Origin of the sequence: Xenorhabdus bovienii SS-2004 (genome assembly GCF_000027225.1) — a bacterium.
Lineage (GTDB): Bacteria > Pseudomonadota > Gammaproteobacteria > Enterobacterales > Enterobacteriaceae > Xenorhabdus > Xenorhabdus bovienii_C.
This window is the reverse complement of sequence record NC_013892.1, coordinates 1,653,780-1,677,331: the sequence shown is the minus strand read 5'-3', so window position 1 is coordinate 1,677,331 and position 23,552 is coordinate 1,653,780. Positions and strand designations below refer to the sequence as shown.

Here is a 23,552-nt window from a genome sequence, read left to right as displayed (position 1 = left end):
TTCCCTTCGCTGCCGGTCGCTGATTGTTCAATTAATGGTTAGCAACTTAAAAGATTTAGGACAGTTTGTGCAAAGAGATTCGAACAACTTGACGAAAATTCAAGGTGATCTGAAATGGGAACAGAAGAACACTTTGATAAAATTATTCCTTTAATGATCACTTTTTTGTCAAATAGTAATGATAATTACTATCAAATCGCTCAATGTCTGATATCATTTGCGTCGGACTTTTCCCTCTCGTAATGAGAAGCCTGATTCAGGGCATATTAGGATTAGCAAGATGCGTAAATGCAATTTATTGCTAAGTAACAGAATTCATAAGAAAGAGAGTAAGGCTAACTGATGCGTAATTTGACAGCTTCTATTCTATTGGCACTCGGATTAACCGGTTCAGCATGGGCTGATACAGTACCAGTCACAACGGCTACTTCGCCAGAAAATCAGGCAGCCGTTCAGGTAGCCGCTCCGGCAACACCAGCACCAGCATCTTCTGGCGCTCTGCAGGTAGATGTTCCAAAAACTGAAGCACAGCAAGCGGGTGAACCGAAGGCTGCTGCCCAGAAAGCGGATGCTCAACCCGCGGCTGAAACGAAATCTACCGAACCTGTGGACGAATCTGAAAGTCTATCCAGTGGTTTTGCAACGGATCTTTCCGTCTGGGGCATGTATCAAAATGCTGATGCGGTAGTAAAAACCGTTATGTTGGGGTTGGTGATCGCTTCTGTCATTACATGGGCGCTCTTTTTCTCCAAAGGTACTGAACTTTTAATTGCTCGTCGCCGTTTACGCAAGGAACAATGGGCATTGGCAGATGCAGCCAATCTGGATGTGGCAGCGAAAATTGCTTCAGATTTCGGTAAGCAAAGTATCAGCCGTCTGTTGTTGAGTGAAGCTCAGTCTGAACGCGCTCTGTCTGCGGCAAGCACTGACAAAGCAGGCACCAAAGAACGTACTTCATTCCGCATGGAGCGTGCGGTTGCTGCAATCAGCCGCCACATGGGGCGTGGTAACGGCTATCTGGCGACTATTGGTGCTATTTCACCGTTTGTCGGCCTGTTCGGTACAGTGTGGGGGATTATGAACAGCTTCATCGGTATCGCTCACTCACAGACCACTAACTTGGCCGTTGTTGCTCCGGGTATCGCAGAAGCATTGCTGGCGACCGCACTGGGTCTGGTGGCAGCAATCCCAGCGGTAGTTATCTATAACATTTTTGCCCGTGTTATTTCGTCATACCGTGGTCAAGTAGGGGATATGGCGGCACAGGCAATTCTGTTGCTGGGTCGTGATCTTGATCTGGCTGACAGCAAAGTAGAAAAAGCAGAAGCAAGGTAATCAATTATGGCAATACGTCTTAATGAAGATTTGGACGATGGCGGTGAATTGCATGAGATTAACGTCACGCCATTTATTGATGTGATGTTGGTGCTGCTGATTATTTTCATGGTGGCAGCACCCTTGGCAACAGTAGATATTAAGGTAGATTTACCGGCATCGTCAGCTAAACCACAACCGCGACCAGAGAAACCCGTCTTTCTGACCGTGAAAGCGGATCATCAGTTATATGTCGGTGAACAATTGATTGAGCGTGACAATCTATCTTCAGTATTGGATCAGACAACTCAGTCCAATAAAGAAACCACGATTTTCTTCCAGGCGGATAAGACGGTGGATTATGAAACCTTGATGAGTGTGATGGATTCCCTGCGTAAAGCGGGCTATCTCAAAGTTGGCTTGGTAGGAATGGAAGCCGTTGCCGCTCAATAAGTTTCATTAGCGCCTTATCTGAAAATGAAATTAAACTGCCCGGATAGTGATATCGGGCAGTTTAATTTTTTATCCAGAATTAAGATTAAGTCATCATAACTCTTATATTATGAGAATTTATTGGTTATTAAATTAATATTTAAAATAAACTATTTTGGATATATTTATAATAAATAATCATTAAATAATAACTTAACCATTACCATTTGCCCAATAAAATTAGACTTTATATAAAAACAGGCTTGTTGAAAATACTAAATATAGACTTGAGTTATTTTTTATTAGAAAAATTATCCCATATCCTTATATCGAGGTATTTATTTACTCCTCACTTATATTATATCCACTTTAACTATATGGAAAAATGTGAGTTATAACCATCATTATAATATGGTATAAAACCTCCAGAAGTTTAATTATTATAAAATAATCTAAGAATTTCAGTTAAATAAAATATAAATAAATATAGTTTTATTTATATTGAAGCACTTATTTAGTAAAAATAAACAAAATATAGCTAACTGATTAAGATATATTTTTGGATTAAAATACTGCCTTTTCTCATTAACGGCAACTTAAATACTCATTTAATTACATATTGAAATAAAATTATTTCCAGATGGAAAAATACAAGGGTATATTAATTCTCAATTAAGGTAACTCATGAAGAAACAATACTAACTTAACTGTTATGGATATTGATGTGCTTTGTTTTTATCTTAATGTATTGAAAATTTGCATTTAAATAATCATCATTAATGGAGAACGATATGTCATTAAGTCAGTTTTCAGCAGAAAGTACGATAAATGGAGCAGAGCTTCCCGCCATCACCTTAAAATTATTGGCGAGCCAAATCGACGGTGCAGCCCGTCCTGGTGGAATATTTACTAAAGAAGACCTTATTAGTATTAAATTATATGTTAAACACAGTTTGTCACTCCCTTTTACTCTGGAAACCGTAAAGCGTTATATCGGTTACAATGATATTGATATCGCTGGATTGAAACCCGCAGATATTACCGATTTGTTTAAAGAAATTCATAACCATGCACTTAGCTGGAGCGGCGTGGAAGAGAATGTTCAGCAGCAGAGTATCAATCTGGAAAGCGCGGGAAAACAAATTACCGGAACGGGAGAAGATATAATCAGCATTATTAATGAGATGCCGATTATTCAACGTGTAAAAACAAAGCTGGGAGATTTAACAGAGAAGCAATTGGCTGAAATAACTTATACCAATGACGATAAAGAGATATCAGTCGAATTGGGGAATATCCTCAATAGCATGGCGAAAGATATTGAGAGTCAACAGGTAAAAACTCAACAGGTAAAAACAGCGGTATCTGATTTTAAGCGCACACTGATTGGTGGTACGTTATCAAATGGCAAGAATGCTGATGGGTTGCAGCCACAGGTCAATAATAAGAAAAAACTGATGGAAGATAATAATCTTTCTGCCACGATCAAAGATTTGAATGAGAAAATTACTGAGAAAAACAACGAAATTGAGCAACTTAAAAAAGACTACGATAAATTCGTTGGTTTGTCATTTTCTGGTGCACCGGGCGGTATTATCGGGCTGGCTATTACCGGCGGCATTTTTGGTGACAAAGCGGAAAAAGCCCGTAAACGGAAAAATGCACTGATTGATGAAGTCAGCGGTTTGCAAGATCAAGTTGAAGGTAAAAGCGCATTACAAAAGTCTATTCAAAAATTGGTCTTACAGTTTGGTGACATTGATATCCGTATGCTGGATGCGGAAGTTGCTCTGAATCACTTGGATTTTATGTGGAGCAATATGCTGACTCAAATTAATACGTCTAAGGATAAGTTTGCCGAAATTAATGATGCGCTGAAACTCACTTCTTTCGTGACAGCATTTAAACAAGTGATTAGTCCTTGGAAAGAAGTTCAAGGTTCTGCTGCGCAATTAGTTAAAACTTTCGATGAAGCCTTGGCAGAATATAAAAAGCTCAATAGCTAATCTCCTCCCAGAATTGCTTATAAAATAACAAGGAACTGTAAAATGTCTGAAAATATCATCTCAAAAAAAGAAACCGTGTATCCGGAAATCAATATAAAAGCCCTGAATCAAGCGGTAAATAATATCTGGCGTCTGGCGCAACGACAAACATCGGGTATTGCAATTATCGAGGAGAAAACCAAGCGGATAAGTCTTTATTGCCGTGATTTCGATGAAGCTGTACGCAGTTCTCTATCGCAATTGGAACCAACTCTAAAACAATTGGCTACGCAAGAATATTTTCAAACGATTACTGAAATTGATGAGGCTTTGGCAGCCCCCGATCTGAATGATGACGATCGTAATGCTCTGCTGGAAGAACGCGAGCAATTGATTCAGCATTTGGCGAAAGATGTCGATCAGGTTATTTCCAATGTCCGTGATGAAACGAATCAACTGACTGGCAAAATTAATGACATTCGCAATATGGTGATTTCAGAGCGGCTGGGAGATCTTCTGACGCAAGCTCAATCACAAAAAACGGAATTGCAGAGCGCTATCGAGCAGAAATCCGCAGAACAAAATAAACTGGATGCGGCTCGGGCTAAAATTATCGAAAGTCAGGATGTTATCCGCCAGAATAATATTGCGGATATGTTTAAAGATTTTATCCCCAGCGCCAGCGACATCGATAAATTGGATTTCACCCAGCCTAAAAAAGAAGCCATCAAACAGGCGATTAAACAAGGTGTGGAGATAGCCAGAAAAATACTGGGCAAAGTCTCCGAAGGGCTGAAATATGCGGAGCTGGCTGATGCCAGAGTTAAACTCAGTGATCAAATAGATCAGTTGACCAAAGAATCTGACACGCTGAAGACCACGTTACGGGAAACAGAGCAACGTCTTGCTGGCATAACAGACACGATACAAATCGATGAAGAGCGCACAACCTTCCTCGCTGAAGCGGTCAAACTGGAACAAACGTGGAATTTATTCGCTAATCAACTACGAAATTTATCGGGCAACCAAATCAATCAGGAGGATTTAACCAGCCTGATCAACAGCCAACTGGATTTCCTTGGTAATCTGGCATCGCAATACAATATGTTGAAATAAAAGATGTTGAAATAAAAAATATTTCTTCATCGGACGGTAAGAACAGGGCTGAGAACAGGATTTCTCAGCCTTTTTTCTGCATGAACGTCTGTATTTTGGCGGAAGCCTGGTCATGTATTAAATGGTTAGTTGCTGTGATATGCTTCCGGCTTTTTAAGGATGAAGTATGGCCAAAGTTGATGTCTATTGCCGTTATTGCCACAAATCAGAACAGGTCAAAGGACATGGGAAAGGAAATGGCGGACATCCTCGTTATCGCTGTTATAGCTGCTGTAAGGTCTTTCAGTTGGCGTATACCTATCAGGCCTGCAAACCCGGCGTTAAAGAACAGATTGTCGATATCGCGATGAATAACGGGGGAATTCGTGACACCGCTCGGATCCTGAAAGTCGCCACCGCCACCGTCATGAAAACATTAAAAACCTCAGACCCCGAAACGTAACGACACTTCCCCTTGCGGAATGTGGCATCCAGATTGTCTGTGAAATCGACGAGCAATGGTCGTTTGTCGGCAATAAGAAAAACCAACGCTGGCTTTGGTATGCTTGGGAACCCCGCCTGAAGCGAATAGTGGCTCATGTTTTTGGCGATCGCAGTCGAAAAACGTTAGACAAGCTGCTTACCCTCTTATCTTCCTTTACTATTCGGTTTTACTGCACGGATGACTATGTTGTTTATGACCCACTTCCCGAGGAAGAGCACTTGACTGGAAAGGCGTTTACTCAGCGTATAGAGAGAACGAATTTAACGCATCGTACCCGAATCAAAAGGCTGAATAGAAAAACCATTGGGTATTCAAAATCGGAAGAAATGCACGATAAAGTGATAGGAACCTTTATTGAACGTGAACATTATTTTTAATACCTAATCTAATCATTTAATACATGACCGGAAGCCTGCCATTGAGAGGCACTCACTTCATCATCACTAATATGAATATAAGGATCAGGGAAGATGTCGGCGACTTCAGAAATTAATCTATCGGCAAACTGATGAACTTGTGAATTGCTCGGATCAAGTGTGGTTTTGTGAACTCCCCATTGGGGAATCTGGGCATTTTATTGGCGATGATGATTTTGATGGTGGGAAACGGAGAGGCAACGGAATGGACTGCACTGGAAGAAGGAAGGTGGTTATTGGGTGGCAAGAGGAAAAGTAATTTATTTAATTTAATATTAATTATGTAAAATATAACAATAAGAAACTATATAAATAATTTTAGTTATGATTTCTTGTTGTTAATATTGAAATTGTAATTTAAAAGGATTGTTGGTTTTATTTTGTTTATTTTACTTTGATTATGTCAAATAATATTAATGTTAAGTGTTATTTGAATGCTTTATGTTTTGTTTTTTTGCTGTTGATTAATTATTTTTTCTTAACGTAATTGATGTGATTCTATAATGAATAAATCATTTTATTTATCATGAATGTGAATAGACAGCATGTTAATTTGCGGCTAGTCTTATTTTTATTATTACTGAAACGTTTTTTGTTTGTCATTGATCTGATTTTTTATAAATGTGGTGATTTATAAAAATCTCTCCGTATCAATCAACTCTATTGGATGTATTTATGGTGTTTGATGTCTGGCTGAGAATCAGCAGATTTTTTTCGATGGGAAACAAAGATACGTTTTAGTTTTAGTATCGTGATACCGGTATTCATTAAAGTTGAGTAGGAGCTGAGTTATGAGCATATATGGTTGTGGAGAAAGGAGCGAACCTGCTCATTCTTATCCGGAGCAGGGAAGTGATTCTCAGAATGGGGATTATGCCGCTGTGGCAGGTAAAAAAAACAGACAATTTCATGCAGACATTCCGCAAAACAGCAATCAGCCTATTATCATCCACCACTACTATCACCATAATGGTGATGTGCATCATCATTACCACGGCAACGAACAAATGCCAGAATTTGATGTGCCTGTGTCTGACCGTTGCCAAAAGCAGATGCTGCAAATTGAACTGGACGTATTAAGCCAGAATAATCACATTGCAGAGTGCAACCGCCGGTACTTTATCCTCCACCATATTTTGGCGCTGAATCTGATAGCTAGCCCAGGCTCAGGTAAAACAACACTACTGATGGCCACACTGAATAGATTACGGAATAAAGTTACCTGTGCTGCTATTAAGGGGGATCAGCAGACGAGCCATGATGCTGACCGTATTCGAGCTGTGGGAATTCAGGCCGTCCAGGTGAATAAAGGGAAGGAATGTTACCTTGATGCCGAAATGGTTCGTGAAGCTATCCGGCAATTGAAGCCGGCCGAACACAGTTTGTTATTTATTGAGAATGTCGGGAATTTAGTTTGCCCAGCCAGTTTTGATCTTGGCGAGCAGCATAAAATTGTTATGTTGTCTGTCACTGAAGGAGAAGATAAGCCGTTAAAATATCCGATGATGTTTGCTGAAGCTGAATTGATGATCATCAACAAGGTCGATCTCCTGCCTTATCTCAATATTGAATTGGAGGCCTGTATTCAAGCCGCCCGCTGTATTAATCCCGATATCGATGTGATTGCACTGTCTGCGTCCACAGGAGAAGGGATTGATCAATGGTTATCATGGCTGGAAGCCCGCTTGTCTGCTTGATTCCGTTCTATCAGAAAATGCAGATTAGCTGGGAAATGAGCGCTGAGAGCATTGATATTTCAGCGCCAATGGCGTTATTGCCATAAGAATACATTAATAAGTAAAAAAGCGTTATTTCTTTACCAAACTCAGTTCAAGCAACGTTATTGCTGCTGCAAGGTGAGGGGTAATATCTGTTTCTGGCAGAGGTGGGATGATACCCAGAACCATTTGTCTGAGTGGTTCTGCAATAACCATTGAAAGGATTAATTCGCTGATAATATTATAGTTAAATTTCCTCAGTAACCCTTTTTGATATTGGTTCTCCAGCCAATTGGCCAAAATTATTTTGTCTCTTTCAAATACACTTTTTTGATATTTTTTTAGTAGCACTTCCCGAAAAGGGAAATCAGATTGCAGTAATTTGAATAATCCCACAGAATCTGTAGACAGTAATTTCTGAGCTATTTCTCTCAAATATTTTTCTAATAATTTTATTGCCTGTTTAAAACTGCTGGCATCTTTCTCAAAAGTAGGAGTACAGCTATCTGTCCAGCGCAGTACAATTTGCTCAAGCAAGTCTTCTCGATTTTTGACAAAGCGATAGAGTGTTTTTTTTGCAATACCAGCTTTTTGGGCAACCACATCCATCGTGGTCGTAATATAGCCTTGGGTAAAAAGGAGAGAAAGAGTGACATCATGAATTTTCTGGCGTATTTCTTGTTCAGGAATTGTAGGGCGACCTCGTGGGCGTGGATATTTTTTTTCCATTTTTAGCACCTTATAAATTGTTAATATTTGTACTTTATTGGCGTGATCCTATTAAAAACAAACATTACACATTTGCATAAAAATGAACTTAAATCAAATTTCACCGAATACAGAACTTACAGCCAGTTGTCAATGATATCAAAGACGCTTACTACGGCATCTATCGTAATTAGCAATGAGAAAATAGATTGATTAATGACGGAGCTTACTTTTTATTACTTTCTTTATTATTTATAACTTACTGTTTTTAATAACTTATCATCATAATTAATGCTACTTTCTGATTGAATTTATACCTGCTATGTGATTTCCTTCACAGGATGGCATTTTTTGTTAATTTTTGTTAGCAAATCGTTATTTTGGATCTTAGTATCGTTATCGCTTGTTACAAATTTAACTTTAGAGTAACAGAAGCGTGTAAAACTCTGCCCACCTAAATGGTTTCTTTCAGAGAAAGTATTTCTTAGAAAGTTGATTTATTGGTAGTGGCTAAATAAATAACAATATTAATGAGGATTATGATGATGATAAAACACAACGCAATGGTAATGGCAATTCCGGTTCTCCTCATCGCTGGCACAGTAAATGCTGCTGAAATTTATAATAAAGACGGTAATAAAATTGATTTATATGGCAAGGCTGATGTTCAGCATTATTTTGCCAAATCAGGGAATAAAAAGGATGGTGATAATTCTGTCGCTCGTCTGGGGATCAAAGGAGAAACCCAGATTACGGATCAGTTGACGGGGTTCGGGCGTTGGGAATATAACATGGGTGCAAGCGGGTCTGAAACCGAAGGTGCTAAGAATAACAGAACGCGTCTGGCTTTCGCCGGGTTGAAATTCGGCAAGTACGGCTCACTGGATTATGGGCGTAACTATGGTGTGGTATATGACACCAACGCATGGACGGATGAATTGCCATTCTTTGGGGGTGATTCCATAGCTGCGACCGATAATTTCTGGATGGGGCGTTCGACAGGGTTATTAACGTACCGTAATACTGACTTTTTCGGATTGGTGGACGGGCTTAAGTTTGCCCTGCAATACCAGACTAAAAATGACAGCAACACCATTAATGGCCGTGATGATATTTTGAGACAAAATGGGGATGGTTTTGGTCTTTCCAGCTCCTATGATTTCGGTAATGGTATCAGTGTGGCCGCATCATATGGCAACTCTAACCGAACTTCCGCACAAAAAAATGGGACTGATAAAACGAAGGTTGTCGCCAAAGGGAATAATACTGAAGCATGGCTGATGTCTGTAAAATATGACAAAAACAATGTGTATCTGGCCGCTATGTATGGTGAAGGCCGTAATTTAACCCGATTTGGTAAACTCGATAATTATGTTTTGTTCGCAAATAAAACACAAAATATCGAACTGACCGCTCAGTATCAGTTTGATTTTGGTCTGCGTCCATCAATAGGCTATGTTTATTCGAAAGGCAAAGATTTGGGTGGAGACAGTGAGACTAACGTGCTGGCTGCTAAAAGCTCTGAAGATTTAGTGAATTACGTCTCTGTCGGTGCTTACTATAATTTTAACAAAAATATGGGCACTTATGCTGAATATAAAATCAATTTGATGAAAGACAATGACTTTACCAAAAAAGTGAACATCAATACGGATAATGTTCTGGGGGTTGGTTTAGTTTATCGATTCTGATTTTATCAGCCAGATTTAATATCTGGCTGCATGATTATCATTTTGTTACTTCCCGTATTCACATAATCAGTGAATACGGGAAAACAGAAAAAATTACCTTTCTGCTTCACCGCCCAACGCATCAATAGTGTTTTTGATAAGCGCACTTAATTCGCCCGTCATTAAGATAAAATCCGCGTCGAATCGTTGAGCAACATCTTCACGGTCGATATCGTCATTTTGATCACGCAGTGTTTCGCTGAATTTGATGCGTTTGAAAGAACCATCATCTGACAGCATGAATTGAATACGTTCTTCCCAATCCAATGCCAGTTTAGTGACGAATTTGCCAGATTCAATATGTGTCGCAATTTCGTCAGACACCAATGCCTGTTTTTTACAGCGGATCACGCCACCTTCTTCCAGAATGGCTTTTAACTCAGCTTCATCCATCAAGGCATAACCGGCGGGTAAATCGCCTGAACGAACCCACTCGGTTAGGGTCAATTCAATAGGGTCGGTGAATGTGAGGGGAACGACTGGCAGTGATCCCAGCGTTTTTCTCAGTAATGCCAGATTATCTTCAGCGCGCTTTGCACTGGCTGCGTCAACAATAATCAGATTGTTGACCGTATCTATCCAGATGTACGTCTGATTGAAACGGCTGAATGCCCTTGGCAGCAGAGTGTGGATCACTTCATCTTTCAGTGAGTCTTTCTCTGTTTTTTTCAGTTTACGGTGCTGCTCACCTTCCAGACGGGCAATTTTGGCCTGTAGTTCCTGTTTTATCACCGGAGAAGGCAGCATTTTTTCTTCTTTGCGCGAACAGATGAGGATCTGATTACCTGTGGCATGAGTGAGCGTTTCACCGTGAGCGCCCATCGGAGGAACCCAGCCTGTCTTCATCATATCTTGACTACCGCATGGGGTGAACGCCAATGAGCTTAACTGTTCTTCCAGTTCATCCGCAGAAAGTGATATTTCTCGGTTTAAACGGTAAATCATTAAATTTTTGAACCATAACATGCAGCTACCCCATATTTTTGCGCATCGTGACAAAGAACATCTTAAAACGTAAGGGGCATAATAACGAATCATGTGACGAAGCCCTAGAACTTCATCAATTTCAGAGCATAAAGAGTGGCTATAACGCTTGATTGTCAGTGCGGCTCAGGCAATGATTATGCAGCAACACAATTTAGTCAGCTCTGAATAACGATAGAAAACGATAGAAATAGAAAAAGGTAAGCTATGCGTATAGGTATTGATCTCGGCGGAACCAAGATTGAAGTGATCGCATTGGGCGATCAGGGTGAAGAATTGTTTCGTAAACGGGTGGATACGCCCCGCAACGATTATCAGCAAACACTGGTAGCGATTGCCGGGCTGATTGCCGATGCTGAACAGACCACTGGCCAGAGGGGAACGGTGGGTATTGGCATCCCCGGAGCCATTTCTCCTTTTACCGGAAAAGTGAAAAATGCCAACTCAGTCTGGATGAATGGGCAGATCCTGGATAAGGATCTTTCTGCCTTGCTGGGGCGTGAAGTGCGGGTCGCCAACGATGCAAACTGTCTGGCAGTGTCGGAAGCGACTGATGGAGCCGCAGCAGGTAAACCAATGGTGTTTGCCGTCATTATTGGAACGGGCTGTGGTTCAGGTATTGCTTTTGATGGCAAGGTACATGCGGGGGGAAATGGTCTGGCAGGGGAATGGGGACATAACCCGTTACCGTGGATGGACGAGGAAGATCGGGCATATCAAGAAGAAGTCCGTTGTTTCTGTGGTAAACCGGGATGTACCGAAATGTTTGTGTCGGGAACGGGATTCATGACGGATTACTTCCGCTTAAGCGGGGTTCGTAAGAAAGGTCATGAAATCATGGAAGCGCTGGTACAGGGGGATGAGATAGCTGAGTTGGCTATACGCCGTTATGAAAGACGTCTGGCACGGGCGCTGGCACAAGTTATTAATTTACTTGATCCTGATGTCATTGTGCTGGGAGGTGGCATGAGTAACGTCGATCGCCTTTACCAGACCTTACCAGATTTAGTTCAAGAGTGGGTTTTTGGTGGGGAGTGTGCAACGCCGATCAAAAAAGCACTGCATGGTGACTCCAGTGGGGTACGAGGTGCGGCTTGGCTGTGGCCTCATAAATAACCATCTACTCCGGTAATCAACGCAGGTAGCGGCATGAATTAAACATGTCGCTATCAATATCAGGTCATATATCTCTTTCATCAACCCACTGCATTTTTCCATCAGGATAATCGGGAAACTCACCTTCCAGTGCTGCCTCTTTAATTTTGTCTTAAGATTCATCCTAAATCACAAAAAAATACCTTTTCATAATAGTGATGTATTTCGCACTTGAAGCTTTCTTACTCCTCGGGGGCGAGGAGTAAGAAAGTGATCTGGCATTTTGAAAAATCATTTATATATTTAAATTTTATTTTTATGTTACGGATGATTCCGTCAATTAATACATTTAAATTACTTATGACGTATGTCATTATAATAATGAAAAGATATTTATTTGACTGTTAATTTTATTATTTGACTTTAAATTCATTAACTCTTTAAGTCGTAAATAAAGATAAATATATTAAGTTTCCGGATGATCATAAAAATGGAGTAAAACAAATTCCTTTATTTGTCATCAGTTGATAAAAAATGTTTTTGTGAATATCTTCACGAAAAAATCGTGACGGGGATTTATTATCTCTAATATATTGCGACTCTATCTCGCGATAGGGAGGCATTCTACCCGAAAGAAAATCAAATTATTAAACTTAATATTTTGAGAGTGTCTTATTATGAAAAATATGAAATCGTTAGCAGCTTTAATAGGTTTATTAGTTATTTTTGGCAGTGTTAATTCCGCCACTGTATACAATGACAAGGGAACTCAGATGGAACTGAATGGGCAGTTCCGTTTAAAAGCGCAGGTAACCAGCCAGGATCGTGATATCAGAATGCTCGATGATGGCAGCCGTATTGGTATCTCAGGCAGCCACGAGCTCACCAAAGCTATTAAAGTCTTTGGCAAAATGAAATGGGGTTCTGATACCCAGAAAACCAATAGTGATAACTATGAAACCAGCTTTGATATGTTTAACCGTGTCGGTTATCTCGGTTTTTCTCATCGGGATTATGGTCAGATCCAATTTGGCCGAACTTATAAAAACAGACTTATACGGTTGGTGTAGATAAACGTTTTGCCGTTTCTAAGTACAATAACCTGATCCTGTTTGTTGAAATGGCATATGATGATGCCCGTAGTGACAATCCGGTTTACAAAGATAAAAAACAAACCATTTTGGAAACAGGAGCACGTTTGTATTTCTAGACAAAATGTTATGGGAAGAGCCAATTAACCGGCTCTTCCACATCATTCAATAGAGGGGGTACATGATGAAGAATGTGTTGAAGATTTCAACATTGGCAATGCTGGTGGCATTCAATGTGAATGCTGCAACAGTCGATTTACGTGTTATGGAAACATCGGATATCCACAGCAATCTGATTGATTTCGATTACTTTAAAAATAAACCTACTGAGCAATTTGGTCTGGTTCGTACCGCGAACTTAATCAAAGCAGCCAAAGCTGAAGCAACCAACGCGGTTCTGGTTGATAACGGTGACCTGATTCAAGGCAGTCCGCTGGCAGATTATATGGCGGCAAAAGGCCTTAAAAAAGGTGATGTCCATCCTGCCCACAAACTGATGAATACCATGGGCTATACCGTGGGTAACTTTGGTAACCACGAGTTCAACTTTGGTCTGGATTACCTGAAACAGGCCATCGCAGGTGCCAAATTCCCTTATATTAATGCCAATATCATGGATGCCAAGACAGGCAAAAACTACTTTACGCCTTATATTATTGTTGATACCCCAGTCAAAGATCGTGAAGGCAAAGAACACACCATTAAGATCGGCTATATCGGCTTTGTGCCACCTCAAATCACTATTTGGGATAAAGCAAATCTGGATGGCAAAGTGGTGGTCAACGATATCACCGAGACTGCGAAAAAATTAGTCCCTCAAATGAAAAAAGAAGGGGCAGACTTGATTGTCGCCATCCCTCATTCTGGCTTTTCCCAAGAGCCTTACAAAGCGATGGCGGAAAACTCCGTTTACTATTTGAGTGAAGTTTCCGGTATTAACGCCATCATGTTCGGTCATTCCCACGGTGTCTTCCCGAGTCAGGAATATGCTGGCATCAAGGGCGTCGATGTTGCCAATGGAACAGTCAATGGCATTCCTGCCGTAATGCCGGGTCAGTGGGGAGATCACTTGGGCGTTGTTGATCTGGTGATCAATAACGACAGCGGCGAATGGAAAACGGAATCAGCTAAGGCGGAAGCGCGCCCAATTTACGACAAAGCCCACAAAAAAGCGCGGGTTGAGCGGGATAACAAACTGGCTGCCATTATTGAGAAAGAGGACGAAGGAACCCGTAAGTTCGTTGGCAAATTTATCGGTAAAGCCTCTGCGGATATGTATAGCTATCTGGCTCTGATCCAGAGCGATCCGACCGTTCAGATCGTCAATGATGCCCAGATTGATTACACCAAGCGTTTTATTCAGGGAGATCCTGATCTGGCCGATCTGCCGGTATTAGCTGCCGCAGCGCCATTTAAAGTGGGTGGACGCAAAAATGCGCCGGCTGATTTTGTCGAAGTAGAAAAAGGGGATCAGACTTTCCGTAACGCTGCCGACCTGTATCTCTATCCGAATACCCTGGTGGTAGTGAAAGCGAGCGGCGCTGACGTCGTTCAATGGCTGGAATGTTCAGCGGGGATGTATAACCAAATTGATCCGAACTCGGCCAAACCGCAAAATTTACTGAACTGGAATGGCTTCCGTACTTATAACTTCGATACCATCAGCGGCGTTGATTATAAAATAGATCTGACCCAGCCTGCGAAATATGATACCGACTGCCAGCTTCTCAACAAAGAGGCGAATCGAATCAAAGATGTGACCTATCAGGGTAAACCTATTGATCCGAAAGCGACTTTCTTGATTGCAACCAATAACTACCGTAGTTACGGCGGTAAATTTGCGGGTACGGGTGATAACCATATCGCCTTCGCTTCACCCGATGAAAACCGCACTATTCTGGCCTCCTACATTTCCCGAATCACCAAAGAGAAGGGCATAGTATCAACGCAGGCTGAAAACAACTGGTCATTCCTGCCTATCAAGACGGATAAAAAACTGGATGTGCGCTTTGAAACGTCTCCAACCGAGAAAGCTGCAATATTCATCAAATCGCACGCTCAATATCCTGTGAAATACCTGAAAAATGATGATGTTGGTTTTGCTGTCTATCAAATTGATCTGACAGAGAAGAAATAAACCCTGATCTGACTGGAACCTGCCCTGTGGGGCAGGCTGATTGTTATCATTGATAAAGGATTTCTCACTATGCGTTTTTTTAAACTATTGCCTATTGTTCTGGCATTGACGGCGGCGGGATGTGCAACTAAACCTGCTGATGACACAGCAAATAGAGTTGATGTTCGGGTACTGGCCTTGAATGACTTTCATGGCGCCCTGAAAGCACCCGGTGCAAATCAGCCGGGGGGTATCGAACATATGGCAACGCTACTGAAAGAACTGAAGCAAGAGAATCCGAATAATATCGTGGTTGCTGCGGGTGACATGATAGGCGCCAGCCCGCTGCTATCTTCTATGTTTCATGACGAGCCGAGCATTGAAGCTCTGTCCCTTGCTGTCTGCCTATGAAAAAATTGCCACTCCGCTGGCAAACAGCGTGATCGGCAAACTGGAAAGCAGTCTGACTCAACAGACAACCCGTGGTGGCGAATCCTCGTTGGGTAAAGTCATTGCTGACGCTCACTTATTCACCACCGCGCCAAAAAAGGCGGGGGGAGCGCAACTTGCGTTTGTGAATAGCGGTGGTATCCGCGCCCCGATGGATGCCGGCGATGTGACGTACAACGCAATTTATACCGTTCAGCCGTTTTCAAATATACTGGTGACCAAGACATTGACTGGCGAGCAGATCAAACGTCTGCTGGAACAGCAGTGGGATCGTTCACGGCCACAGGTTCTGGCGATATCTCACAGTTTCGAATACGCATGGGATAGCTCAAAACCCGTGGGGAACCGTGTCATGTTCAGTTCGATGAAAATCAATGGTAAGCCTGTAGACTTAAAAGCGAAATATCGCGTGGCGGCCAATGAATATCTGGCAACGGGGGGCAGTAATTTCTCTGTATTTAAAGAGGGAACAAATTCTGTTTACAGCGTCCCTGATATAGAAGCTATCGTTAACTACTTCGCTAAAAAGTCTCCGATTATTTATCCAAAACAGGATCGTATCGTTGATATAAATAGAAAATAATGTGACCTCAGTAAGAGATAACGAAAATTACTGTAGATAAAACAGGCAAATCAAAGATACTGTAAGTATCGTGCTGATTCTGATAATTAAGAGCAACGCTACTTATCTGGCGTTGCTTTTTACGTTACGTGTAAGCAGCTCTGACGGAGTTTAGGTAAATTAAACAGGTGAATTACACGAAGGCATTAACTGTAATAGCCATGATCATTAAGGTAATAGTGATATATGTAATATTTATTAATAATAATCAAAATATCTATGGAGAATATCAATATGCAGAATTTTATGGTGAGCTTAATAAAAAATAAAGTTGCTAAAGCATTAACCTGTATTGTGAGTCTTATACTAGGGAGTGTAACTTACTCTTATGCAGCCATTATTCCTTCTGGTACACAATTAGCCGATAAACAAGAAATCACGCGTAATAATTTTTCAGAACCCGTCTCTTTAGACCCTCATAAATCCGACAGCAGCAGTGAATTTGATATTCTGCGTGATTTTTTTGAACGGATGGTGGCTATCGATAAAGAAGATAAAATTATTCCTGCTTTAGCTGAACGTTGGGAAACCAACGATAATAAAACGTGGGTTTTCCATTTAAGAAAAGGTATTAAATGGTCAGATGGTTCACCCATCACTGCTCATGATGTGGTTTTCTCTTGGCGGCGAATGGTTACGCCTGACATTATTTCTCCTTATGGTAGCTATTTGGTTCAGGCAACTGTGGTGAATGCATATGATGTGTTATCGGGCAAGAAAAAACCCGAAGAACTCGGTGTGAAAGCACTGGATGATGCAACCATAGAAGTCACTTTGGGAAGGCCAAAAGCGGATTTATTACAAATGATAGCGCATCCGGTAATGTCTCCCATTAGTGAAAAGGTTGTCAAAAAATATGGGAATAAATGGACACAACCCGAATTTTTTGTCAGCAACGGGCCTTTTAAACTCTCTGAGTGGATAGTGAATGAAAAAATTGTGGGTGTCAGAAATCCTTACTATTGGGATGATAAGCATACGGTGATTAACAAAGTCACCTATCTGCCACTGTCAGACTATAAAGCTGACCTCAATCGTTATATGGCAGGAGAGCTTGATATATCCAACGGTGGCCCATCGGATTTCTTTCCAACACTCAAAAAGAAGTTTGGCGATCAATTCCATATTTCGCCCATAATGAGCGTTTATTATTATCTTTTTAATACGCAAAAACCGCCATTTAATGATGTTCGGGTCAGGCAAGCACTGACTTTAGCGTTGGACAGAGCTATTATTACTGACAAGGTATTGGGGAATGGGCAAAAACCCGCTTTCGATGTAGTTTATCCCGGTAGTGGGGGAATTTTTTTAAAACATCCTGATTATGCCTCATGGACACAAGAACAGCGTGTTGCAAAAGCCAAAGCGTTACTGAATGAAGCCGGTTTTAATGAAAATAACCCGCTCAAATTTACCTTGTTGTATAACACGTCAGATACCCATAAAAAAATTGCCATTGCAGCCAGTTCGATGTGGAAAAAGAACCTCGGTGTTGAAGTTGTTTTACAAAACCAAGAAAGCAAATCATTGTACGATACCATGTCTCAAGGAAATTTTGAGGTTGTCAAATACGCATGGAATGCGGATTATAATAGCCCGACATCTTTTTTAGATATTTTTACCACAGGAAATACCAATAATATACCGCAATATAGTAATAAAAAATTTGATCAATGGGTATTAAAGGCGGATGAAACCAACGACAAAATATATTATCAGCGGGCACTTGATATCCTCACTCAAGATTCACCTGCCATTCCTGTTTATTATTATGTTCGCACTAAATTAGTAAAACCTTATGTTGGCGGGGTTCATATTAGCCCGTTAGGGGATGTTCCAACAAAAGATTTGTATATTATTAAACACTAGATTTTATCGAAAATAAGAGCCTGGTTAAACAGACTGTTATTACATGAATAGATTAATTTAAGTCGTAATTACAATAAAATGGTAATGTGATGTAATAAAAAATAATGACAATAATGGAGATGATAAAAATGAAAGATATCATGACTAAGTTTATAAAAAATAAAACAACCAAAATACTCACCTGCTCTATAGCGATTATATTGGCAAATATCGCGCAATCTCATGCAGCAGTAGTTCCGCCCGGAACCCAGTTAGCCGATAAACAGGAAATTGTGCGTAATAATGGTTCATTTCCTGCCTCTTTGGATGTGCATAAAGTTGAAAGTAATGTTGAGTTGAATATTATCCATGATTTTTTTGATGGTTTGGTTTACACCGATAGCACAGGCAATATTGTGCCCAGATTAGCGGAAAGCTGGGAAACGAAGGATAACCAGACTTGGATCTTCCATATCAGAAAAGGCAGCAAATGGTCTGATGGTTCACCGATTACGGCTCACGATGTGGTTTTTAGCTGGCAACGCTTACTTGATCCAGAGATAGGATCTCCTTATAGCAGTTACCTCGGCTCCGCTTTTGTGGTTAATGCAAACGACATACTGTCAGGTAAGAAGAAAAAACAAGAGCTGGGTGTAAAAGCGACGGATGATTTTACCTTGGAAGTCAAATTAGAGAAGCCTGTCGCTTATTTATTGCAGATGTTGACTCACCCGACTTTGGTGCCTATCAGTGAAAAAGCCGTTAAAAAATATGGTGATAAATGGATGCAGCCAGACGTTTTTGTTTCTAGTGGCGCTTTTAAACTGTCTGAATGGAAAGTGAATGAAAACGTGGTTGGTGTCAGAAACCCTCAGTACTGGGATGATAAGAACACTGTAATCAATAAAGTAACTTATCTTTCTGTTGTATCAGAAAAAGCAGATTTAAACCGCTATCTCGCAGGCGAAATTGATATCACCCAGTCTATTGCATTGGATTCCTTTGCGTCATTAAAGAAAAAATTGGGCGATCAGGTTCATATTGCTCCCATGTTGAGTACTTACTATTACGTCTTCAATACTAAAAAGCCGCCATTTGATGATGTCAGGGTGAGGCAGGCATTAAGTTTAGCCGTAGATAGAGACGTTATTGCTGATAAAGTATTGGGACAGGGTCAACGACCTGCCTATGATATTATTCCGCCAAATACGGGGGGATTCAATTTAGTACCACCTGAAGCTGCCTCTTGGACACAAGAACAACGTATTAAAAAAGCTAGAGAATTATTGAATGAAGCGGGCTTTAATCAAGATAATCCACTGCAATTTAACCTGCTTTATAATACAAGAGAAGCGCATAAGAAAATTGCTATAGCCGTTACTTCAATGTGGAAAAAACATCTTGGTGTTCAAGCCAACTTGCAAAATCAAGAATGGAAGGTGATGTTAGATAATATGCATCAAAATAAGTTTGATGTTGTCAGATACGCATGGACTGCGGATTATAATAGCCCTATGTCTTTCTTGGATACGTTCATCACAGGAAGTAGTCATAACATACCCTTATATGAAAATAGCGATTTTGATCAGATGGTGATTAAAGCAGGTGAAACCAATGATATAATCTATTATCAAAAAGCTATGAATATTTTCACCAATGATATGCCAATCATTCCTATCTACTATTACGTTAGTAATAAATTGGTAAAACCGTATGTCGGTGGGATTTACATTAATCCAATGGATTATATTTCCACAAAAGATTTGTATATAATTAAACATTAGATAAAATATATTATAAATATAATTATGGAGAATAATATGAAAAAAAATAAAATAGAGTTAATAACGAAAAAAATAATTAAATCATTATCCTGTTCTATCGTTATTATTATGGGAAATATGACTTTATCCCATGCTGCGGTTGTCCCACCGGGTACGCAACTGGCTGATAAACAGGAAATTGTGCGTAATAATGGTTCAGAACCCGCATCTCTGGATGTACATAAAGTAGAAAGCGATACTGAATTTAATATTATTCATGATTTTTTTGATGGTTTGGTTTACACGGATAATAAAGGTGACATCATACCAAAACTGGCAACAAGTTGGGAGACGAAAGATAATCAAACTTGGATTTTTCATTTAAGAAAAGGCGCTAAATGGTCTGATGGTTCACCCATTACCGCGCATGATGTGGTATTTAGCTGGCAGCGCCTGCTTAATCCTCAAATGGGTTCTCCTTATGGCAGTTATCTGGTTAATGCCACTGTAGTTAACGCGAATGATATACTTACAGGTAAGAAGCAAGCGGAAGATTTGGGTATAAAAGCGCTGGATGATTTTACGCTGGAAGTGAAGTTAGACCGGCCAGTAGGAGACTTTTTACAGATGCTGGCTCACCCGGTTATGGTGATTGTTAGTGAAAAAGCAATTAAAAAATATGGCGATAAATGGACAAAACCTGAGTATTTTGTCGGTAGCGGGCCATTTAAATTATCAGAATGGGTCGTTAATGAAAAAGTCATCGGTGTCAGAAATCCCCATTATTGGGATGATAAAAATACGGTTATTAATAAAGTGACTTATCTTCCTCTCTCTTCAGATAAAGCAGATCTAAACCGTTATTTGGCAGGAGAAATTGATATCACTCTGACTATTCCATTGGAATCCTTCGCATCATTAAAGAAAAACTCAGGTGAACAAATTTATATTTCTCCAAGGCTGGGCGTCTATTATTATGAATTTAATATACAAAAGCCCCCCTTCAATGATGTTAGAGTCAGGCAGGCACTGAGTCTGGCTGTGGATAGGGACATTATCGCCAATAAAGTCTTGGGACAAGGCCAAAAACCTGCTTATACACTCCTTCCACCGAAAACCGGTGGCTTTGATTTCCAACAGCCTGATTATGCATCCTGGACACAAAACCAGCGGATTGAAAAAGCCAAATCATTGCTGAATGAAGCCGGATTTAATCAAAATAATCCTCTCAGATTTAACTTACTTTATAACACCTCAGAAGCGCATAAGAAAATTGCCATTGCGGTCAGCTCTATGTGGAAAAAGAATCTTGGTGTCGATGCAGTGTTGCAGAATCAAGAATGGAAAGTTATGTTGGATAATAAATATCAAGGGAAGTTTGATGTTGCCAGATATGGATGGGTTGGCGATTACAACAGCCCGATGAGTTTTTTAAATATTTTCATGTCAGATAGTACGCAAAATTCATCAAAATATTCTAATAAAGATTTAGATGAACTGGTTATAAAATCAGGGGAGACGAATAAAAAAGATTATTATCAACAGGCTATGGATATTTTCACTAACGACTCGCCGGTTATTACTGTTTATTATTATATCAATGCAAAAATGGTAAAGCCTTATCTAGGTGGGGTTTATATTGATCCAAGAGGTTATGTCTCGACAAAAGACCTTTATATCATTAAGCATTAAATGAGAGTGAATATTTTTCCACGAAGGATTTAAGTTAAATGTAAAAATAAATACGATGATGGAGAGTGAAATATGAATAAAATCACAATAAACAAAAAGATAAAAATACTTTCTTGTGCTATTGCGATGATGTTGGGAAATATTGCATTGTCCCATGCTGCGGTTGTTCTTGATGGTATAAAATTGGCCTCTAAGCAGGAGGTTGTGCGTAATAATGGGGCAGAACCTGCTTCATTAGATGTACACAAAGTTTCAAGTGATGTTGAATTCAATATCATTCATGATTTTTTTGATGGGCTGGTTTATACCGACAGAAAAGGTCATATAGAGCCGAGATTGGCAGAGCGTTGGGAAACCCGTGATAATAAAACATGGGTTTTCCATCTTAGGAAAGATATTAAATGGTCAGATGGCGCACCAATCACTGCTAATGATATCGTGTTTAGTTGGCGGCGCCTGGTTGATCCCGATATTGTTTCTCCTTACGGTAGTTATCTTGAGAATGCGGCGATTGTAAATGCAAATGATGTGCTCAGAGGCAAGAAGAAAGGTGAGGAGCTTGGAGTAAAAGCATTGGATGATGTGACCTTAGAAGTCAGTCTAGATAAACCGATGGGGGATTTTTTACAGATATTGACCCATCCTGTTATGGTTCCGCTCAATGAAAAAGTGATTAAAAAATATGGCAATAAATGGACAAGGCCGGAATCTTTTGTCGGTAGCGGGCCATTTAAATTGTCAGAATGGGTCGTTAATGAAAAAGTCATCGGTGTCAGAAATCCCCATTATTGGGATGATAAAAATACGGTTATTAATAAAGTGACTTATCTTCCTCTCTCTTCAGATAAAGCAGATCTAAACCGTTATTTGGCAGGAGAAATTGATATTACCAACACTATTCCATTGGATTCTTTTGAATCACTCAAGAATACAATGAACGATCAAATCTATATCTCTCCTCAAACAGGCGTTTATTTTTACGAAATTAATAATAAAAAACCACCGTTTGATAATATGAAGGTGAGGCAGGCACTGAATTTAGCTGTAGATAGAGAGGTGATTGTTAAGAAGATATTGGGGCAAGGGCAGAAGCCGGCTTATACGATTGTTCCTCCCAATGTTGGAGGGTTTAAATTTACAGAACCTGATTATGCTTCATGGACTCAGGCTCGGCGAATTGAAAAAGCTAAAACATTATTGAATGAGGCCGGATTTAATCAGAATAATCCGCTCAGATTTAACTTAATTTATAACACCTCAGAAGCGCATAAGAAAATTGCCATTGCGGTTAGCTCGATGTGGAAAAAAAACCTCGGTGTTGATGCGGTTTTGCAGAATCAAGAATGGAAAGTGATGCTTGATAATATGCATCAAGGTAAATTCGATGTTATCAGAAGAGCATGGATTGCCGATTATAATAGCCCTATGACATTTTTAAGTATGTTTATGTCAGGGCAAGTTAAAAATACTTCACTATATGAAAATAATAATTACGATGCTTTAATAAAAAAAGCAGGAGAGACTAATGATAAGTTGTATTATCAGCAAGGATTAGATGTCATTACCACAGATTCACCGGTCATTCCTATTTATTATTATATTAATGCGAAAATGGTAAAGCCTTATGTTGGTGGGTTTTATGTCAACCCGATGGGGTATATTTCGACAAAAAAAATATATATTATCCAGCATTGAATTCATCAAGGAACCATAGCCTGTGTTAACAGGCTATGGTTGTGAAAATTAATTTTTATAGTAGAAAATGGGGCTGCAAAATCAGGAGCGGAAAGCCATGTTGGATTATATGCAACAGGGAAAATTTTAATTGGTCAGAGATACATGGATTGCCGATTATAATAGTCCGATGGCTTTTTTAAGTATTTTTATTATAACCCCTAATAATACGCCACTATATTCAAATAAAGTTTTTGATCATCTGGTTAAAAAAGCCAGTGAAATGAATGATAAACAATTTTATTAGCAATCGC

The 23,552-nt window shown here is 39.9% G+C and carries 19 protein-coding genes; 16 read left to right on the top strand and 3 right to left on the bottom strand.

The features are described 5' to 3' along the window. Window positions 1-342: 342 nt before the first annotated feature. From exbB to XBJ1_RS20680, 5 genes are all read left to right on the top strand, one after another. Complete coding sequence (gene exbB / locus XBJ1_RS07345; RefSeq protein ID WP_012988214.1) at window positions 343-1,335, top strand: tonB-system energizer ExbB; 993 nt, start codon at window positions 343-345, stop codon at window positions 1,333-1,335. A 6-nt stretch (window positions 1,336-1,341) separates the two neighbouring features. Continuing rightward, on the top strand, window positions 1,342-1,767 hold the full coding sequence (gene exbD, locus XBJ1_RS07340) for a TonB system transport protein ExbD (protein WP_012988213.1): 426 nt from the start codon (window positions 1,342-1,344) through the stop codon (window positions 1,765-1,767). Window positions 1,768-2,537: 770 nt separating this feature from the next. Next, the gene (locus XBJ1_RS07335; protein WP_012988211.1) at window positions 2,538-3,752 is read left to right on the top strand and encodes an alpha-xenorhabdolysin family binary toxin subunit A; all 1,215 of its coding nucleotides are present in this window, start codon (window positions 2,538-2,540) and stop codon (window positions 3,750-3,752) included. A 42-nt stretch (window positions 3,753-3,794) separates the two neighbouring features. After that, window positions 3,795-4,847 (top strand): alpha-xenorhabdolysin family binary toxin subunit B, encoded by a 1,053-nt coding sequence (locus tag XBJ1_RS07330; RefSeq protein ID WP_012988210.1) that lies wholly within the window; start codon window positions 3,795-3,797, stop codon window positions 4,845-4,847. Between the two features lie 166 nt (window positions 4,848-5,013). After that, a protein-coding gene (locus XBJ1_RS20680) for an IS1 family transposase (RefSeq protein WP_143827612.1) occupies window positions 5,014-5,708 on the top strand; the annotation gives its coding sequence in 2 pieces (ribosomal slippage) (window positions 5,014-5,269 and window positions 5,269-5,708; 696 coding nt in all). Window positions 5,709-5,716: 8 nt separating this feature from the next. Here the strand turns inward: XBJ1_RS20680 and XBJ1_RS19650 are convergent. Next, complete coding sequence (locus XBJ1_RS19650; protein WP_080515996.1) at window positions 5,717-5,896, bottom strand: family 20 glycosylhydrolase; 180 nt, start codon at window positions 5,894-5,896, stop codon at window positions 5,717-5,719. A 642-nt stretch (window positions 5,897-6,538) separates the two neighbouring features. On the opposite strand from XBJ1_RS19650, the gene hypB reads away from it, so the two are divergent. Continuing rightward, complete coding sequence (gene hypB, locus XBJ1_RS07320) at window positions 6,539-7,444, top strand: hydrogenase nickel incorporation protein HypB (RefSeq protein WP_012988208.1); 906 nt, start codon at window positions 6,539-6,541, stop codon at window positions 7,442-7,444. A 111-nt stretch (window positions 7,445-7,555) separates the two neighbouring features. On the opposite strand, the gene XBJ1_RS07315 is transcribed toward hypB, so the two are convergent. Further along, window positions 7,556-8,194, bottom strand: a complete 639-nt coding sequence (locus tag XBJ1_RS07315) for a TetR/AcrR family transcriptional regulator (RefSeq protein WP_012988207.1) — start codon at window positions 8,192-8,194, stop codon at window positions 7,556-7,558. A 524-nt stretch (window positions 8,195-8,718) separates the two neighbouring features. Here XBJ1_RS07315 and XBJ1_RS07310 point away from each other — a divergent pair. After that, window positions 8,719-9,864, top strand: coding sequence for a porin (locus tag XBJ1_RS07310; RefSeq protein WP_012988206.1), 1,146 nt, complete (start codon window positions 8,719-8,721; stop codon window positions 9,862-9,864). A gap of 93 nt (window positions 9,865-9,957) precedes the next feature. On the opposite strand, the gene rdgC is transcribed toward XBJ1_RS07310, so the two are convergent. Beyond that, window positions 9,958-10,869: a recombination-associated protein RdgC gene (gene rdgC / locus XBJ1_RS07305; protein ID WP_012988205.1), complete on the bottom strand. Its 912-nt coding sequence runs from the start codon at window positions 10,867-10,869 to the stop codon at window positions 9,958-9,960. A gap of 225 nt (window positions 10,870-11,094) precedes the next feature. Here rdgC and mak point away from each other — a divergent pair, with 225 nt between their 5' ends. The 9 genes from mak (at window position 11,095) to XBJ1_RS07265 (ending at window position 23,259) form a co-directional block, all read left to right on the top strand. Further along, window positions 11,095-12,003 (top strand): fructokinase, encoded by a 909-nt coding sequence (gene mak, locus XBJ1_RS07300; RefSeq protein WP_012988204.1) that lies wholly within the window; start codon window positions 11,095-11,097, stop codon window positions 12,001-12,003. Window positions 12,004-12,659: 656 nt separating this feature from the next. Beyond that, on the top strand, window positions 12,660-13,052 hold the full coding sequence (locus XBJ1_RS22415; RefSeq protein ID WP_012988202.1) for a porin: 393 nt from the start codon (window positions 12,660-12,662) through the stop codon (window positions 13,050-13,052). 202 nt (window positions 13,053-13,254) lie between these two features. Further along, window positions 13,255-15,210 (top strand): bifunctional 2',3'-cyclic-nucleotide 2'-phosphodiesterase/3'-nucleotidase, encoded by a 1,956-nt coding sequence (locus XBJ1_RS07290; protein ID WP_038198618.1) that lies wholly within the window; start codon window positions 13,255-13,257, stop codon window positions 15,208-15,210. A 69-nt stretch (window positions 15,211-15,279) separates the two neighbouring features. Beyond that, window positions 15,280-15,600 (top strand): metallophosphoesterase, encoded by a 321-nt coding sequence (locus XBJ1_RS22410; RefSeq protein WP_012988199.1) that lies wholly within the window; start codon window positions 15,280-15,282, stop codon window positions 15,598-15,600. Next, window positions 15,554-16,222 (top strand): bifunctional metallophosphatase/5'-nucleotidase, encoded by a 669-nt coding sequence (locus XBJ1_RS07285; RefSeq protein WP_232503311.1) that lies wholly within the window; start codon window positions 15,554-15,556, stop codon window positions 16,220-16,222. Before XBJ1_RS22410 ends, XBJ1_RS07285 begins: the two co-directional genes overlap by 47 nt. Window positions 16,223-16,480: 258 nt before the next feature. Continuing rightward, complete coding sequence (locus XBJ1_RS07280) at window positions 16,481-18,130, top strand: ABC transporter substrate-binding protein (protein ID WP_012988197.1); 1,650 nt, start codon at window positions 16,481-16,483, stop codon at window positions 18,128-18,130. Between the two features lie 128 nt (window positions 18,131-18,258). Next, window positions 18,259-19,893 carry an ABC transporter substrate-binding protein gene (locus XBJ1_RS07275; RefSeq protein WP_012988196.1) on the top strand — a complete coding sequence of 545 codons (1,635 nt, stop codon included), beginning with the start codon at window positions 18,259-18,261 and terminating at the stop codon, window positions 19,891-19,893. A 36-nt stretch (window positions 19,894-19,929) separates the two neighbouring features. Then, window positions 19,930-21,564 carry an ABC transporter substrate-binding protein gene (locus XBJ1_RS07270; RefSeq protein WP_012988195.1) on the top strand — a complete coding sequence of 545 codons (1,635 nt, stop codon included), beginning with the start codon at window positions 19,930-19,932 and terminating at the stop codon, window positions 21,562-21,564. 72 nt (window positions 21,565-21,636) lie between these two features. Beyond that, window positions 21,637-23,259 carry an ABC transporter substrate-binding protein gene (locus tag XBJ1_RS07265; protein WP_012988194.1) on the top strand — a complete coding sequence of 541 codons (1,623 nt, stop codon included), beginning with the start codon at window positions 21,637-21,639 and terminating at the stop codon, window positions 23,257-23,259. Window positions 23,260-23,552 lie beyond the last annotated feature (293 nt).